Raw genomic sequence first — 15,652 nt, 5'->3', positions numbered from 1 at the left:
CCCCGGGACGCCCACGCCCATCACCTGCAGTCACCAAGCCGCTCCCGCCGGCACCCGAACCCGGCCATCACCCGGGGTCACGATGCCGTCGTCCGCCACCAGTGGACAGTTTTAGCCATAATTGTCCGGACAAAAAGGACATTGATCATGGGTGATTATGGCTAAAACTGTCGCCCGGGGCACATGTCGACAAAGCTCCACGCCCGCGATGTCGACATGTGCCCACAACGCGAGCAGGGCCCTCCCCGGAGACGGGAAGGGCCCTGCGGGAGGGTTTTTCAGCTGATCAGCGCGGCGCCTGCGGTCCCTGAGGCGGGGGCGGGCAGTGGATGATCGGCTGCGGGTTGTACTTCACCTTCTGGTTCTCGGTGCGGACCTCGCCGGTCGTGATGTCCCGGATGGTGCGGGTGTCCACGACGGTGAAGCCGGGCGTGCCCTTGCTCGGGCTGCACGGGCCGTTGGTCGGACCGGGCTTCTCCACCGGCGGCGTCGGCTCGGTGCGCGGACCGGTCGACGACTGCACGTCGAACTGCTTGGTGCCCCACAGCTTCACCGTGATCGACGACGGCGTCCACTCCGTGGTGATCATGATGCCGCTCTTGGCGACGTTCTTGAACTTCACGTCGATGAGGCTCTGCCCGCTCGGCGACTGGAACACCGTCGCCTCGCGACCCGCCGGGTAGCGGCTGATGTAGTAGCTGTGCGCCTTGTGCTCGACGTCCTTCATGCCCGCGAAGTACGAGGCGTTGTACAGCGTCGTCGCGAACTGCGAGATGCCGCCGCCCACGGCCTTGCCCGGGTGGCCGTCCTCGATGATCCCCGACTCGACGTAGCCCTGCGGCACACCGCGCGGACCCGTGTAGCCGTTGAGGCTGAACGTCTCGCCCGGGCGCAGGATCGCGCCGTTGACCTGCTCGGCGACCCGGCGGATGTTCACGCCCGAAGCCGGTTCGAAACCGCCGGTCTGGAACTCGCCCACGACCTCGCGAATGCCCAGCTGGTTGGCCTGATCGGTGGTGAACTGCGCCGGAGCCGGCATGTAGACCGCCTGCACCGAGCGCTGCTGCGGCTTCTGCACCGTCTCCAGCATCGGCGCCAGGCTCTTCTCCCAGTCCACGCCGACACCGTCCTCGGACGGGTGCACGACCGGGGCGCCGTTCTCCAGCTTGATCTCGGCGTCCTTGCCGGGCTTCATCGTCTCGCGCAGCTGCGGTTCGAGGGCTCCGACCAGCGTCGGACCGTCGAGCTCGGCCTTGAGACCGCCCCGCCCGTCGGGGGTGAAGCGCAGCGCCCGGGCGATCGCCTCCGGCTCCAGCGTCGCGTCCTTGCCCTGACCGCGCACGGTCACCGGGCCGGACACGGCGGGCTCGGCGATCTCGTGCAGCGCCTTCTGCACGCCCTCGCGAGTGGTGCTCACCGGCAGCTGCGTGACCGGCAGCGGGATCGGACGTCCCTCGGCCCAGTGCGCCTGGATCTCGTTGGCCGCGTGCTGGACGTCGAGGTTCTGCCCCGGAACCGGGTTCACCGCGACGGGCGTGGTGCCCTCGAAGCGGATGTTGCCGTCGGTGGGCTCCAGCCCCAGCTGCGGGCTGACCTCCTGCAGCGCGGCGACCAGCTGCTCGCGGTCGCTGGTGCTGACCGGGGTGACGTCGTGGGTGCTGAACAGCGAGCCGATCCGGGTGAACGGGTTCAGCGGCTGCTCGTCGGCCTTCTTCACGGTCGCGGCCCAGTCCATCCGCAGGCCGACCTCGTCGGGCTTGACGGTGGCGCCGCGGTCGCCGACCTGCAGCCGCACCGGCTTGTCGAGACCGGGTTCGAGCTCGTCGCGGAGCTTGCTCTCGGCGGCGGCCGGTTCGAGCGTGCCGACGTCGACGCCGGCGACGACCGTGCCGCGCGGCAGCGATCCGCTGGTGAAAAGCAGGTCACCGACGTAGATCAGGGCTAACGCCGCGGCCGCGGCACCGGCGATCAGCCCGCCCTTGAGCAGCTTCTGCCGCTTCTCGTCGACGGGCCGGGGCTCGTCGGAGGAGTTCCAGCCGAGGTCGGTGCCCGCGACACCACCGCCGCCGAACATCGCGGTCTGCGTCGCGGCCGGGGCCCCGTGCTGGACGGTCGGCTGCTGAGCAGCGGGCTGCTGGGCCGTCGGTTGGTGATCTTGGTGGGCCGGGGGCTGGTGAGCACCGACGGCCGGGATCGTCTGGGTCTCGCCGATGGGGAACCCGCTGAAGTCGGCGGGCAGCGCCGCGATCTGCTGGGTCCGCTCGGCGTCGGACTCCTTGGGCGCCGAGGCCTCCGGCTTCACGGACTCCGTCGGGGCCGACCCGGTCGACGCCGCGTCCGGCGTTGCCTCGGGGTCCTGGACCGGCCAGGCCTGCGTGGTCTCGACGTCCGACGCGTTCTGCTGGTCCGGGTCGGTGCGCAGCCGTTCGGTCGACGGATCCGCACCACTGGACTTCTCGTGGTTTTCCGGCACCGCTTCCCCTTCTCCTGTCGGTCCTGCGGTGGGGGCGTTGTGAGGCGCGCGCCCGCGCTCGCCGGGGGTCCGGCTACAGGTACAGGCCCGTGCCCTGATCGGTCTGCTCGGTGGCCACCGCGTGCAGGTCCCGTTCCCGCATCACCAGGTACGCCTGTCCCTGGACTTCGACCTCGAACTGCTCATCGGGGTTGAACAGCACCTGGTCGCCCACCTTGACGGTCCGCACGTGACTGCCCACGCCGAAGACCTCACCCCAGATCAGCCGCTTGGCCATCTGCGCGGTCGCCGGAATCACGATGCCGCCGCTGCTGCGGCGTTCGCCGGACTCCGCGGCGATGCGCACCATGACCCTGTCGTGCAGCATCTGGATTTCGAGCTTGGCATCGGTCACCCGAAAAGTTTACTTGCCCCCACCGGGTGACCCGGGCGCCAGGGGGCCCTCGAAACACCGCGTTGACCACGTGATTCGCGATGTCGCAGGGCAGCGCGCGACGACGGGGCCGACCCCAAGCGGGACCGGCCCCGTCCGCATCGTCACGACCTGGGCTTTTGCGCGATCGGTACCAGTACGGTCTCGATTCGCCGGATCAGGCGTCCAGACCGCCCATCACCAGCGGTAGCCGACCGGGGCCGGTCGCCGAGATCGTCACCGGCACGCCCCAGTCCTGCCTGGTCAGACGGCAGGCGGGGTGCTCGATCTCGTCGTCGTCATCGCAGCTGGCGGCCTGGGCGACCACGTGCAGGACGCCGTGCTCGACGCCCTCGGCCAGCACCAGGCGGCGGGTCAGGTCGGTGCCCACGCCCGCGCCCTCGACCAGCAGGTCCTCCGGCGTCGAGGTGATCTCCAGGCGGGTGGACGGCCCGTAGCGCTCGTCGAGCTTGGTGCCGGGCGGCGGCGTGAACACCACCGCGAGCTCCACCTCGCCCGACCCGATCTCCGTGGAGGGCCGCTTGACCTGCTGCGACGCGCCCTCGATCAGCTTCGCGGCCAGGCCCGGCGGGACCGGGCGCTCCAGCCGGTGGGAGGCGGAGGCGACCACGACGAGCTCGCCGTCGACGACGGTCGCGCCCGAGGGCTCGGCGAGGTCGGTGGCCAGCGTGGACACCTCGCCGGTGCCGGGCTCGTAGCGGCGGATCGCGCCGTTGTAGGTGTCGCAGATCGCGACCGAGCCGTCCGGCAGCACCGCCACGCCCAGCGGGTGCTGCAGCAGCGCCTTCTCGGCGGGGCCGTCGGCGTGGCCGAAGTCGAACAGGCCGGTGCCCACCGCTGTGCGCAGCGCGAACCCGGCGCCGTCGGCCTCGACCCAGCGCAGCGCGGAGGTCTCGGAGTCGGCCAGCCACAGCCGGTCGCCGCCGTCGGCGAGACCGGACGTCTGGGCGAAGAACGCCTGGTCGGCGGCACCGTCGCGGAGTCCTTCGACGGTGGTGCCCGCGAACCGGCGGACCTGGCCGGTGCGGGGGTCGAACAGGCCGAGCGTGTGGTTGCCGGCCATCGCGATCACCACGCCCCCGGCGGGTTCCCACCAGGCGACGTCCCACGGGCTGGTCAGCGGCGTTTCCAGCGCGGGCCCGCTGTCGGAGCCGTCGCGCCACTGCTCACCGGTTCCGGCCAGCGTGGTGACGTGCCCGTCGGCGAGCCGCAGGCCGCGCAGCAGGTGGTTGACGGTGTCGGCGACGACCACGTCGTAGCCGACCTCGGCGGCGAGCTCGGTGGGCAGCAGCGCGAGACCGGCGGGTTCGGCGAAGGTCGGTTCGGTGCCGTCGGCGCGACCGCGCTCACCGGTGCCGATGCGGCGCACCACGGTCTCGCCGTCGGGTTCGAACTCCACCAGCGAGTGGTTCGCCGAGTCCGAGACCAGCAGGTTCCCGTCGTCCAGCGCGACGACCTTGCCGGGGAACCGCAGCGTCGTCTCCGGCGCGGGCGGCGGAACGTAGGGACCGTCGCCGCGGTGCAGCGTGCCCTTGGCGTCGTGCTCGGCGATGACCTCGGTGATCACGCTGCGCAGCGCCTCGACGTGCCCCTCACCTGCGGCGACGTGCACGACGTAGCCCTCGGGGTCGACGACGACCAGCGTCGGCCAGGCCTTCACCGCGTAGTTCTGCCAGGTCGTCAGCTCCGGGTCGTCGAGGACCGGGTGGTGCACGGCGTAGCGCTCGACGGCCGCGATCAGCGCGTCCGGGTCGGCCTCGTGCTCGAACTTCGGCGAGTGCACCCCGACGGTCACGACCTCGTCCGCGAACTCGGCTTCCAGCGGCCGGAGCTCGTCGATCACGTGCAGGCAGTTGATGCAGCAGAAGGTCCAGAAGTCGAGGATCACGACCTTCCCGCGGAAGTCCTGGAGCCGGAGCTCCTTCCCCCCGGTGTTCAACCACTGCCGCCCCACGAGCTCAGCGGCCCGCACCCGACCTCGACGTTTCTGCTGCTCACTCACACTAAGAGTCAACAACACGCCACCATCCCGTGTTCCCGGAGGTGGTGGGGTTCATGACGTCGACCACCCGGCCCTCGGAGGCTCGCGATTTCAATGGAAGTCGGGTCCCCGATTTCCATTGAAATCGGGAACCCCCGCACCGGTCACGGGGGCGGGAGGAGGGTTGCGGCCGTGGTGGTGAGGGTGGTGAGGGCCGTTTCGACGACCGGGTGCCGGGCGCCTCCGAGGCGGGTGGCGGCGAGGATGCGGCGGGCCGGGGCGGGTTCACCGCGCAGCGGGATGCGCACGACCGGCCAGTCGTGGAGGCGGGCGAGGCGCGGGACCAGGATGATCCCGAAGTGGTGCGCGACCAGGGCCGTTCCGGTGTCCCACTCGTCGGCGTAGTGGGCGATGTTCGGGCTGAAGCCTGCTGACGTGCAGGCCGCGCGGACCAGCTCGTGGTACGTGCTGCCCGGGCGGCCGACGATCCACTGCTCGTCGGCGACGTCGGCGAGCGAGACGCGGGAGCGCTCGGCGAGCCGGTGCCCGGCGGGCACGACCAGGTCCAGCGGATCGTCGACGAGGTGTTGCTGGTCGAAGCGCTCATCCGCGGACGGCGGCAGGTCCGCGGTGTTGATCACCAGCGCCAAGTCGGCCTCACCCGCCAGCAGCAGGTCGAAGCAGCGAGCGGGTTCGGCTTCGATCACCCGGACCCGGACCTGCGGGTAGTGCTCGCGCAGCGCGGCCGCGGCGGGCGGGAGCAGGTGGGTGGCGGCGGTGGAGAAGCCGCACAGCGTGAACGGGCCGCTGGGCTCGTCCGCCGCGGCGGCGAGCTCGGCGTAGGCGCGCTCGACCTGGGCGTGCAGCAGCTCGGCGTGCCGCAGCACGGTCCGCGCTGCGGCGGTGAGCTTGACGCCGCGCCCGGACTGCGCGATCAGCTCGGCCCCGAGCTCGTCGGCGAGCTGGCGCAGCTGGTACGACACCGCCGACGGCGTGTAGTTCAGGGCCGCCGCGGCGGCGGTGACGGTGCCGTGGTGGGACACCATCTGCAGCACCTTGAGCCGAGGATCGATCATGCAACCATTTTGCACGATCTGATGAAGGAACGTCTGATTTTCTTCAGCGGTTTTCGTCGGCAACCTGGAGACCGTGATCCCCTCGGCGTCCCCCGCTAGCTCGGTCCGCACCGGCCTCTACGTCCTCGTCGTCCTCACCGTCGGCGCCTACCTCCCGAGTCCGCTGCTGCCCGGTTACCAGCACGACTTCGGGTTCAACGACCTGACCACGACCCTGATCTACGCCACGTTCGCCCTGGTCAGCGCGCCCGCACTGGTACTCCTGGGGCCGGTCACCGACGTCGTGGGCCCGCGTTCGGTGCTGCGCGCGAGCCTCGTCGCGGGCGCGGTGGCCTCGCTCTGCTTCGCCCTCGCCTCCGGCCCGCTGTGGCTGGTGGCCGGCCGAGCGGCCCAGGGCATCGCGCTCGGCGCGGCCACCGGCGCCGCAGGCGTGCTGATCAGCGAGAACTCCCGCCGAGGCGCCTTCCTCGCCAGCACCGCCTTCGTCGCGGGCACCGCCGCGGGCCCCATCGCGGGCGGCGTCCTCGCCCAGCACGCCCCGGCCCCCTACGTCCTCCCGTACCTCCTCCACCTCGCCCTCCTCGGCTACGCCTGGCTCCGCGTCTCCGCCCTGACCGCTCCTCGCGTCGAGAACCGCGGTTCTCGCGCGGCGAGTGCAGGGGTTCTCGACGCGAGGCTCCTGTCCGGCGTGGTGCGGTTGGGGCTTCCGGTGGGGGTGCGTCGGGTCTTCTGGTTCTCGGCCGCGAGCGGGTTCTCGGCCTGGACCGCGGTGGGGTTGTTCCTCTCGTTGATCCCGGTGCTGCTCGACCGGGCCGGGAACACCGACCTGGCCGTGTCGGGCTGCGTGGTGGGGTCCGTGCTGATCTGCTCGGTCGCCGCTCAACCTCTGGTGTCGCGTCTCGGGGCGGTGCGGGCGCAGGGGCACGGGCTGGTCGCGCTGTTCGCGAGCCTCGTCCTGCTGGCCCTGACCAGCGGTGGGTCGATGGTGGTCACGGCGATCGCGGCCGTCGCGGCCGGGATCGGGCACGGGCTCGCCTACGGCGGTGCCGCCGGGGCCGTGGAGTCCGCCGCCCCCGCGGGTCGGCGGGGTGCGATCACCGGGGCGCTCTACCTCGCCTTCTACCTCGGGGCCGGGTGCCCGGCGATCGCGGTCGGACTCATCACGCTCGGGTACCCGCTGGAGACCGCGATGTCGTGGGTGACGGCCGTGGCGGCCGCGTTCGTGCTGCTGACGGCGGTGTTCGGAAAATCGCTCGCCCCGGTCAACGCCACCCGGCACCATCAGCGGAATGCGAGCGGACGAATCGGATCGCACTTCACGAGCGCTGAACGCGGCGGTGGCCGCAGGCCGGGACCTCGGCCTCGACGTGAGCGGGGCGACGGTGCTGCACGACCTGTTCTCCGTCGTCGTCCACCTCGCACCGGCGCCGGTGGTCGTGCGGGTGCCGGTGGTGCTGCCCCGGAGCAGCGACGTCACCGCCCTGGCGGCGCGCCAGCGGACGGAGCTCGACGTGGTGGCGTGGCTGGCCGAGCAGGGGCATCCGGTGATCCCACCGAGCCCGCTGGTGCCTAGGGAACCGGTTCTGCGCGACGGGTTCTCGATGACGTTCTGGCAGTTCACCGAGATCCTGGAGGCCGTCGAACCCGACTACGCGCGCAACGCCGGCCTGGTCGCCGACATGCACCGCGCGTTGCGCGGGTATCCCGGCGAGCTGCCGTTCCTGTCGGCGGCCGAACCGCAGATGATCACCGATTCCCTGGAGGACCTCGGCGGCGAGGTGGATCCGGCCGATCTCGACCGCGCCCGTCGGGAGTGGGCGGTGCTGGAACCGCTGGTGCGCTCGCGCTCGGCGTTCCAGGCGGAGTTCGGCGTCGACCTGCAGCCGATCCACGGCGACGCCCCGCCGTTCAACATCGCGCCGACCCCGAACGGCGAGCTCTACGCGGACTTCGAGCTGGTCGCTCTGGGCCCGCCGGAATGGGACCTGGCGGCGTTCGGACCGGAGTGCGAAGCCTCCTACGACGCCCGCGCCCGCGCGCTCGGCCTGCGGGAGCTGGACGAACGGGTGCTGCGGTTCGTCAACGCCGTCGGCATGCTGCGGTCGCTGTCGTGCCTGGCGCTGGTACCGCAGCTGCCGATGCTCGCCGACGCCCTGAAACCCGCGATCGAGCAGTGGCGGGAGATGCCGTTCGCCGGAGGACTGACCAGCTGAACCGGCCGCCCGGTGGTCGCGCGGCGGTTCGGGGCGGAGCGAGCTGTTCGACGAGCTTCCCGCTCTGGGCGGAGCACCCGGACCAGAACGATCCGGCGGAGGTCCGGCGCACCTGCTGGGGATGACGGGGTCCTCGTGCTGGACGAGATGCAGGGCTGATCAGGCGCTGCGCGGCCTGGAACTCAGGGCGGCCTGGAACTGCGGGAACGAGGCCCGGAAATTGGAAAGCCCCGCGATGCTGCCAGGTCGGGGGTCCGACAGCACCGCGGGGTCATCAGGAATATCGACACCCACCCAGCGTTCGTTACACACCTCCCGCAGTGTGTCTTAGGTCACTTCGAATCACCTGTACCGGCGACCCTTCGCGGCCGCACCCCCACGACCCGTGTCGATCTCACCGCCCCCGCCGACACCCCGCATCGCCCCGTATACGGGGCTCTAGATCTTGCGCTATACACCGGTAGAGAACGGAATCGAGCGGTAGCGGGTCGGGGCAGTGGACAGTTTTAGCCATAATCACCCATGATCGATGTCCTTTTTGTCCGGACAGTTATGGCTAAAACTGTCCCCTCCTCAGTCCTGGGTCAGCAGGTAGCGGCCGAAGTGGGGGACCGTGAACGCGATCTGGCCGCGTTCGCCGGAGTAGACGAGGCCCTTCTTGATCAGCGCGTCGCGGGCCGGTGAGAGCGAGGAGGGGCGGCGCTCCAGGTACTCGGCGATCTTGGCCGTGGGGGCGGGTTCGTCCTTGCCCTCCACCAGCTCGGCCATCGCGCGCAGGTACTCGCGCTCGGCCGGGGTGGCGCGCTCGTAGCGGGAGCCGAAGAACCCGACCGCCAGCTCCGACTCCGCCTCGGGCGCCGCGAGCCGGACGTCCTCCTCGGCGATCTCGGTGCGCACGGCCGCGTCCCAGGTCGCCTTGCCGTACGCCTGCACGAAGTACGGGTACCCGCCGGAGACGGTGAACAGCGTGTCGAGCGCGTCCGGGGTGATCTCGGCTTCCTCCCGCTCGATCGGCGCGATCACCGCGCGGTCGGCGTCGGAGCGGTCCAGCCGGTCGATGCGGACGTAGCGGAACAGCCGCTCCGAGTAGGACTTGCTGGCCGACAGCACCGCGGGCACGTGCGGCAGGCCCGCGCCGACGACCACCAGCGGAGCGCCCGACTGGGACAGCTCGTGGCACGCCGCGCACAGCGCCGAGACGTCCTCGGCCTGCACGTCCTGCATCTCGTCGAGCAGCAGCGCGATGCCCGTGCCGACGTCGGCGGCCAGGTCCGCGACCTCGGTGAACAGCTCCACCAGGTCGATCTCGATGTCGCCGGAGTCCGCCCGGCCGACCGCCGCGGGCACGTCGATGCCGGGCTGCCAGCGGTCGCGCAGCTTCGCGTCGTTGGGGTTCACCTTGAGCGCGAAGGCCTTGAGCACGGCCAGGACCTCCTCGACCCGGTCCGGCGCTCGGTGCCGGACGGCCAGGTCGCGGATCGCGCGGTGCAGCGCCGCGGACAGCGGACGCCGCAGTCCGGCCTCCGGACGGGCCTCGACCTTGCCCGCGCCCCAGCCGCGGCGGACCGCCATCGAGCGCAGCTCGCCGAGCAGGACCGTCTTGCCGACGCCGCGGAGTCCGGTGAGCACCAGGCTCCGCTCCGGACGGCCTCGGGCGACGCGTTCCAGCACGACCTCGAAGGCGTCCAGCTCGCGGGTGCGTCCGGCCAGCTCCGGCGGTCGCTGTCCGGCGCCGGGGGCGAAGGGGTTGCGGACCGGGTCCATAACCCTCGGACTGTATCCGCGTCTCTAGCGCAGATTCGATACTTGGCGAGATCCCGGTATCGCGTGTTGACCCCCGTCCGCGCGGGGCGACCGGATTACGGCCGCAATCCGACCCCGGAACACGGCCGCAATCGGGTCCCCGAACACGGCCGCAATCCGCCTCCCTCGGGGTGTATCGGAGTTTCTAGGAGATTCGCTAGAGAGGCGTATCAACGGGGATGGACGTGCGAAAGCCCCGGTGATGGGGGCACCGGGGCTTTCGCGGGGGGGTGGGGCTTTCGCGGGAGCGGGTCAGCGCTCGATGATCGCGGTGAGGCCCTGGCCGCCTGCGGCGCAGATCGAGACCAGGCCCTTGCCCTCGCCCTTCTCGGCGAGGAGCTTGGCCAGGGTCGCGACGATGCGGCCGCCGGTGGCGGCGAACGGGTGGCCCGCGGCCAGCGAGGAGCCGTTGACGTTGAGCTTCGCCGTGTTGATGTCGCCGAGGACCTTGTCGCGGCCGAGCCGGTTCTTGCAGAACTCCGGGTCCTGCCAGGCCTTCAGCGTCGCCAGCACCTGCGAGGCGAACGCCTCGTGGATCTCGTAGAAGTCGAAGTCGCCCAGCTGCAGGCCGTTGCGGTCCAGCAGCTTCGGGACCGCGTAGGCCGGGGCCATCAGCAGACCCTCGTCGCCGCTGACGTGGTCGACGGCGGCCGGGGCGATGTCCGACAGGTAGGCCAGCACCGGGATGTTGTTGGCCTTGGCCCACTCCTCGCTGGCCAGCAGCACCGTGGAGGCGCCGTCGGTCAGCGGGGTCGAGTTGCCCGCGGTCATGGTCGCGCCCTCGCCCTTGCCGAACACCGGCTTGAGCTTCGCGAGCTTCTCCACGGAGCTGTCCGCGCGCAGGTTCTGGTCCTTGGCCAGGCCCTGGAACGAGGTGATCAGGTCGTCGAAGAAGCCGCGGTCGTAGGCGGCGGCGAGCCGGTGGTGGCTGCGGGCGGCCAGCTCGTCCTGGGCCTCGCGGGTGATCTCCCAGGCCAGCGCGGTCTTGGCGGCGTGCTCACCCATGGACAGGCCGGTGCGCGGCTCGGAGTTCTGCGGGATCTCCGGCACGACGTGCTGCGGCCGCGCCCCGGTCAGCGCCTTGATCTTGGCGCCGGTGGTCTTGGCGTGGTTGGCCTTGAGCAGCACCCGGCGGAAGTCGTCGTTGACGGCGATCGGTGCGTCGCTGGCGGAGTCGACGCCGCCGCCGATGCCGACCTCGATCTGGCCGAGCGCGATCTTGTTGGCGACCGAGACGACGGCCTCCAGGCCGGTCGCGCACGCCATCTGCACGTCGTGGGCGGGGGTGCGCGGGTCGAGCTGGGAGCCCAGCACCGTCTCCCGCGCGAGGTTGAAGTCGCGGCTGTGCTTGAGCACGGCGCCGGCGACGAACTCGTCGACGGTCTTGTCGGCCAGCCCGAAGCGGGCGACGAGCCCGTCGAGCGCGGCGGTGAGCATGTCCTGGTTGGAAGCGCGAGCGAAGGGACCGCCGGATCGCGCGAACGGGATCCGATTGCCGCCGAGGATCGCGACTCGCCGAACGGTGGCCATACCTACTCCCTCGTTGCTGGTTCGTTCCTGGCCAATCTAACCTACCCGCGGGTAAGTTAGCCGTCGAGTGACCGTGCGACTTCGTGTCCGAACCCTCATGAACCGCCTCCTCGGGAGTGTCCAGAGATGTCCGATCGATACCAGCAGTTCACCCAGTCCGCGTTCGGGCGCCAGCTCGTCAAGAAGCTGGGGTTGCCCGACCCGACGCCGCTGCGCCGCTTCACGCCGGGCGAGCCGCTGATCGCCGGGCCGGTGCTGCTCGGCGGTTCGGGCAGGCTCGCCGACTCGGTCAACGCGACGCTGCAGGACGTCGGCGCCGACGTGCGCAAGGAGCGCGCCGACGACGAGCGCTACGCCGCGCTGGTCTTCGACGCCACCGGCATCACCTCCAGCCAGGGCCTGCGCGAGCTGTACGACTTCTTCGGCCCCGCCATCCGCCAGATCGACCGCTGCGGCCGGCTGATCGTGCTCGGCACCCAGCCCGAGAGCCTGTCCGACCCGCGCGCGGCCACCGCGCAGCGCGCGCTGGAGGGCTTCACCCGCACCGCGGGCAAGGAGCTCAAGCGCGGCGCCACCTCGCAGCTGGTCTACGTCGCCGAGGGCGCCGAGAAGGCCACCGACTCCACGCTGCGGTTCCTGCTGTCCGGCAAGTCCGCCTACGTGTCCGGCCAGGTCGTGCGCATCGGCCAGGCCGACGTGCCGGAGATCGCTCAGGACCGCCCGCTGCAGGACAAGATCGCGCTGGTCACCGGCGCTTCCCGGGGCATCGGCGCGGCCATCGCCGAGACCCTGGCCCGCGACGGCGCGCACGTGGTCTGCCTGGACGTGCCCGCCCAGGGCGGCGAGCTCGCCGAGGTCGCCAACCGCATCGGCGGCTCGACGCTGCAGCTCGACATCACCGCCGAGGACGCCCCCGCCAAGCTCGCCGAGCACTTCAGCGAGCGGTACGACGGCCTCGACGTCGTGGTGCACAACGCGGGCATCACCCGCGACAAGACGATCGGCCGGATGAGCGAGGCCCAGTGGGACTCGGTGCTCGCGGTGAACCTGACCTCGCAGGAGCGGATCGACGAGAAGCTGCTGAGCGAGGACTCGCCGCTGCGCGCGGGCGGCCGGATCATCTGCGTGTCGTCGATGAGCGGCATCGCCGGCAACGTCGGCCAGGGCAACTACGCCGCGTCCAAGGCGGGCGTGATCGGGCACGTGCAGTCCACCGCGCCGCTGGCCGCGAAGAAGGGCGCCACCATCAACGCCGTCGCGCCGGGCTTCATCGAGACCAAGATGACCGCCGCGATCCCGCTGTTCGTGCGGGAGGCCGGCCGCCGGATGAACAGCATGTCGCAGGGCGGCAAGCCGATCGACGTCGCCGAGACCATCGCCTGGTACGCCAACCCCGCCTCGGCCGGGGTGAACGGCAACGTGGTCCGGGTCTGCGGCCAGAGCCTGCTCGGCGCCTGAGGTCTGGAGGGACGATGCCGGAACTTTCCACCGCCCCCAGCCTGGGGCCGCTGTACCTCAAGGCCGCCGCGACCGGCCCGACCCGCCGCGGCGGGGAGCTGCCGGAGACCGAGTACGTGCGGCGCGGGATCACCGTCGATCCCGCGGAGCTGGCCGAGTACAACCGGGTCTGCGGGTTCAGGCTGCGCGACGAGCTGCCGATCACCTACCCCCACATCCTGTCGTTCCCCGCGTCGGTGCAGCTGATGACCGACAAGGGGTTCCCGTTCCCGCTGGTCGGACTGGTGCACGTGGCCAACCGGATCCAGCAGGACCGGCCGGTGCTGGTGACCGACGAGCTGACCCAGGTGGTCAAGGTCGCCGACCTGCGACCGCACCCGAAGGGCAAGCAGTTCGACGTGGTCACCGAGACCAGCGTCGACGGCGAGGTGGTGTGGCGGGAGACCTCCACCTACCTGCGCGTGGGCAAGCGGGACGAGAGCGCGCCGCAGAAGCCGCGCCGGGAGATCGAGCCGGGCGCGGCCTCGGGAACGTGGCGGGTGCCCGCGGGTCTCGGCCGCGAGTACGCGGCGGTCTCCGGTGACCGGAACCCGATCCACCTGCACGCCCTGACGGCGAAGGCCTTCGGCTTCCCGAAGGCGATCGCCCACGGCATGTGGTCCAAGGCCCGCTGCCTCGCGGCCCTGGAGGGACGTCTGCCGGAGGCGTTCACCGTGGACGTCGACTTCGCCAAGCCGCTGCTGCTGCCGTCGAAGGCCGACTTCACGATGCGCCGGACCGCCGCGGGCTGGGACTTCGCCCTCCACTCCCGCTCCGGAAAACCCCACCTCACGGGCTCCGTCACGGCCTGACGACCTGTCCTCGCGTCGAAAACCCCGGTTCTCATCGCGCGAGAACCGGGGTTTTGACGCGAGGGGTGGTTCAGGAGGGGGTGGGGGTTTCGGCGGTGGGGAACCAGGAGCGGCCTTCGACGAGTTCTCCGAAGCCGAGCCAGAGCATGTTCATCAGGCGCATGGCCATGCCCTCGGCCGTGTAGTCGGGGTGCTGGAACCACCACTCGACCAGGGCCTCACCGGCGCCGACCAGGGCGGCGGCGAAGGGTTCGGTCTGCTCGGACTGCATCGGCTGGGGCGAGTCCGTGGTCGCCTCGGCCAGCAGAGCCGCGATCAGGTCGGTGGCGCGAGCGCGCCACTCGGAGAGCTCCTGGACGTAGGGCTCGCCGGGCACGTCGCCCTGGCGGTGCAGCAGCTGCCACCCGGCCTTGTTGATCTTCACGTAGCCGAAGAACATGTGCAGCCGGTGCCAGAGCTGATCGGCAGGGGTCGCGGTCTCGCCGATGTCGGCGCCGATGGCCTCGACGAGCTTCGCCGCCTCGCGCCGGACGCACGCGATGAACAGCTCGTCCTTGGCACCGAGGTAGGCGTAGAGCATCGGTTTCGAGATGCTCGCGGTCTCGGCGATCTCGTCCATCGACGCGTTGTGGAACCCGTGCTTGGCGAACACCTCCACGGCGGCGTCGAGAATCTGACGCTCCCGCACCTCCCTGGGCAGGCGCCGGGACCGGGGGCGCTCGCTGTCCCGATGTTCTTCCATCTCACCTCATACGCTGGTAATTCGCCTCAGGTTAGTGGAGCGACTCAAGTCTGTGCGGCTTGCCCGCCAACCTACTCGCACGTAGTCTTACTCCCCAGTAACCAATGGAGGTGGCAGCGTTGCCGCAATCCCCACCGGACCCGATCGCCACCCTCGGCAGCGTCGATCCCCGTTCGATCGACAAGGCCGAGCTGGTCCGCCTGCTGCGCGCCGCCTCCGAGACCGCCACCTCCGGCGGCCTCGACCTCAGCTCCCTCACCCCCGAGCAGTTCGCCCGGCTGATCTCCCGATCCTCGGTCGACCAGCTCAACGCCGTGCTCGCCGAACCCGCGCTGCGCGAGAGCATCCTCGACGAGATCTTCCGGCGCATGGGCGAGCACTACCAGCCCGAACACGCCAAGCGCAGCCACGCCGTCGTGAACTGGCGGATCGGCAAGGGCGACGACCTGCTGCACTTCGAGTGCGTGCTGGCCGACGGCCGCTGCCAGGTGACCAAGGGCGCCCAGCACGCCTCGCCCACGGTCACCATCACCATGACCCCGCTCGACTTCCTCCAGCTGACCTCGGGAAACACCACCGCGCCGAAGCTGGTCATGGCGCGGCGGGTCCGGCTCGCCGGGGACATCGGCTTCGCCGTCAACCTGCCCAAGCTCTTCCAGATCCCGAAGGCGTGAATCTCGCGCACCAGACACCGGGTCGCCGGAAAGCCCCCCACGACGACCCGGGCCCAAGCGAACGGGCCGCGCTCCCGAACCCCCAGCGGAGCCCGGTCCGTTCGCGCGCTCCCCGGTGATTTCCCTAGCAGATCAACTTGTTCGCAGGGTTAACCGCAGGTCAGTGGCATATGACACGGTGCGGAATTGCACAACCCGTACCGGTGTTGATTCGGTAGAGGGCAGTATGCAGCCTGGCCGCGTTGTGAGATCGGTTCATCTCGCTGGATCGTGATCGCTGATGCACCATGTGCGTGGACAGGTGCAACGGCATTCGTCCGATTGGATGAATCGCAGACCGATGCGTCAGGATGAGCACCGGTCCGCGTCCCACCGATGAGTGAAGGGCCGACGGCCCGGAGCGCATCGAACGAGTTCT

12 protein-coding genes are annotated in these 15,652 nt (G+C 70.7%); 5 read left to right on the top strand and 7 right to left on the bottom strand.

Annotated elements, in window-relative coordinates; all coding sequences use genetic code 11:
• Positions 1-286 precede the first annotated feature (286 nt).
• The 4 genes from REH65_RS17855 to REH65_RS17840 form a co-directional block, all read right to left on the bottom strand.
• Entirely contained in the window at positions 287-2,473 is a 2,187-nt protein-coding gene (locus tag REH65_RS17855; protein WP_406688390.1) for a VanW family protein, read from the bottom strand.
• Positions 2,474-2,546: 73 nt separating this feature from the next.
• Positions 2,547-2,867 carry a co-chaperone GroES gene (locus REH65_RS17850; RefSeq protein WP_093419732.1) on the bottom strand — a complete coding sequence of 107 codons (321 nt, stop codon included), beginning with the start codon at positions 2,865-2,867 and terminating at the stop codon, positions 2,547-2,549.
• Positions 2,868-3,063: 196 nt separating this feature from the next.
• Positions 3,064-4,878: an NHL domain-containing thioredoxin family protein gene (locus REH65_RS17845; RefSeq protein WP_406693188.1), complete on the bottom strand. Its 1,815-nt coding sequence runs from the start codon at positions 4,876-4,878 to the stop codon at positions 3,064-3,066.
• A gap of 173 nt (positions 4,879-5,051) precedes the next feature.
• Complete coding sequence (locus REH65_RS17840; RefSeq protein ID WP_406688389.1) at positions 5,052-5,963, bottom strand: LysR family transcriptional regulator; 912 nt, start codon at positions 5,961-5,963, stop codon at positions 5,052-5,054.
• Between the two features lie 73 nt (positions 5,964-6,036).
• Between REH65_RS17840 and REH65_RS17835 the strand changes: the two genes are divergently transcribed.
• Positions 6,037-7,536 carry an MFS transporter gene (locus REH65_RS17835; RefSeq protein ID WP_406688388.1) on the top strand — a complete coding sequence of 500 codons (1,500 nt, stop codon included), beginning with the start codon at positions 6,037-6,039 and terminating at the stop codon, positions 7,534-7,536.
• Positions 7,475-8,176 carry a phosphotransferase family protein gene (locus REH65_RS17830; RefSeq protein ID WP_406688387.1) on the top strand — a complete coding sequence of 234 codons (702 nt, stop codon included), beginning with the start codon at positions 7,475-7,477 and terminating at the stop codon, positions 8,174-8,176. The genes REH65_RS17835 and REH65_RS17830 overlap by 62 nt, the downstream gene beginning before the upstream one ends.
• 573 nt (positions 8,177-8,749) lie before the next feature.
• Here the strand turns inward: REH65_RS17830 and REH65_RS17825 are convergent.
• Positions 8,750-9,940 (bottom strand): AAA family ATPase, encoded by a 1,191-nt coding sequence (locus REH65_RS17825; protein WP_406688386.1) that lies wholly within the window; start codon positions 9,938-9,940, stop codon positions 8,750-8,752.
• Positions 9,941-10,231: 291 nt separating this feature from the next.
• Positions 10,232-11,509, bottom strand: a complete 1,278-nt coding sequence (locus REH65_RS17820; protein WP_406688385.1) for an acetyl-CoA C-acetyltransferase — start codon at positions 11,507-11,509, stop codon at positions 10,232-10,234.
• Positions 11,510-11,635: 126 nt separating this feature from the next.
• Between REH65_RS17820 and REH65_RS17815 the strand changes: the two genes are divergently transcribed.
• Positions 11,636-12,967, top strand: coding sequence for a 3-oxoacyl-ACP reductase (locus REH65_RS17815; RefSeq protein WP_406688384.1), 1,332 nt, complete (start codon positions 11,636-11,638; stop codon positions 12,965-12,967).
• A 14-nt stretch (positions 12,968-12,981) separates the two neighbouring features.
• On the top strand, positions 12,982-13,818 hold the full coding sequence (locus tag REH65_RS17810) for a MaoC/PaaZ C-terminal domain-containing protein (RefSeq protein ID WP_406688383.1): 837 nt from the start codon (positions 12,982-12,984) through the stop codon (positions 13,816-13,818).
• A gap of 70 nt (positions 13,819-13,888) precedes the next feature.
• On the opposite strand, the gene REH65_RS17805 is transcribed toward REH65_RS17810, so the two are convergent.
• Positions 13,889-14,560 (bottom strand): TetR/AcrR family transcriptional regulator, encoded by a 672-nt coding sequence (locus REH65_RS17805; protein ID WP_406688382.1) that lies wholly within the window; start codon positions 14,558-14,560, stop codon positions 13,889-13,891.
• Positions 14,561-14,670: 110 nt separating this feature from the next.
• Between REH65_RS17805 and REH65_RS17800 the strand changes: the two genes are divergently transcribed.
• Positions 14,671-15,234, top strand: a complete 564-nt coding sequence (locus tag REH65_RS17800) for an SCP2 sterol-binding domain-containing protein (RefSeq protein ID WP_281457567.1) — start codon at positions 14,671-14,673, stop codon at positions 15,232-15,234.
• The last annotated feature ends 418 nt before the right edge of the window (positions 15,235-15,652 follow it).

The sequence above is a fragment of the Saccharopolyspora sp. ID03-671 genome (genome assembly GCF_045278815.1).
Lineage (GTDB): Bacteria > Actinomycetota > Actinomycetes > Mycobacteriales > Pseudonocardiaceae > Saccharopolyspora > Saccharopolyspora ipomoeae.
Note: the sequence above shows the minus strand (reverse complement) of the source record. Positions and strands in the feature narration are given on the sequence as shown.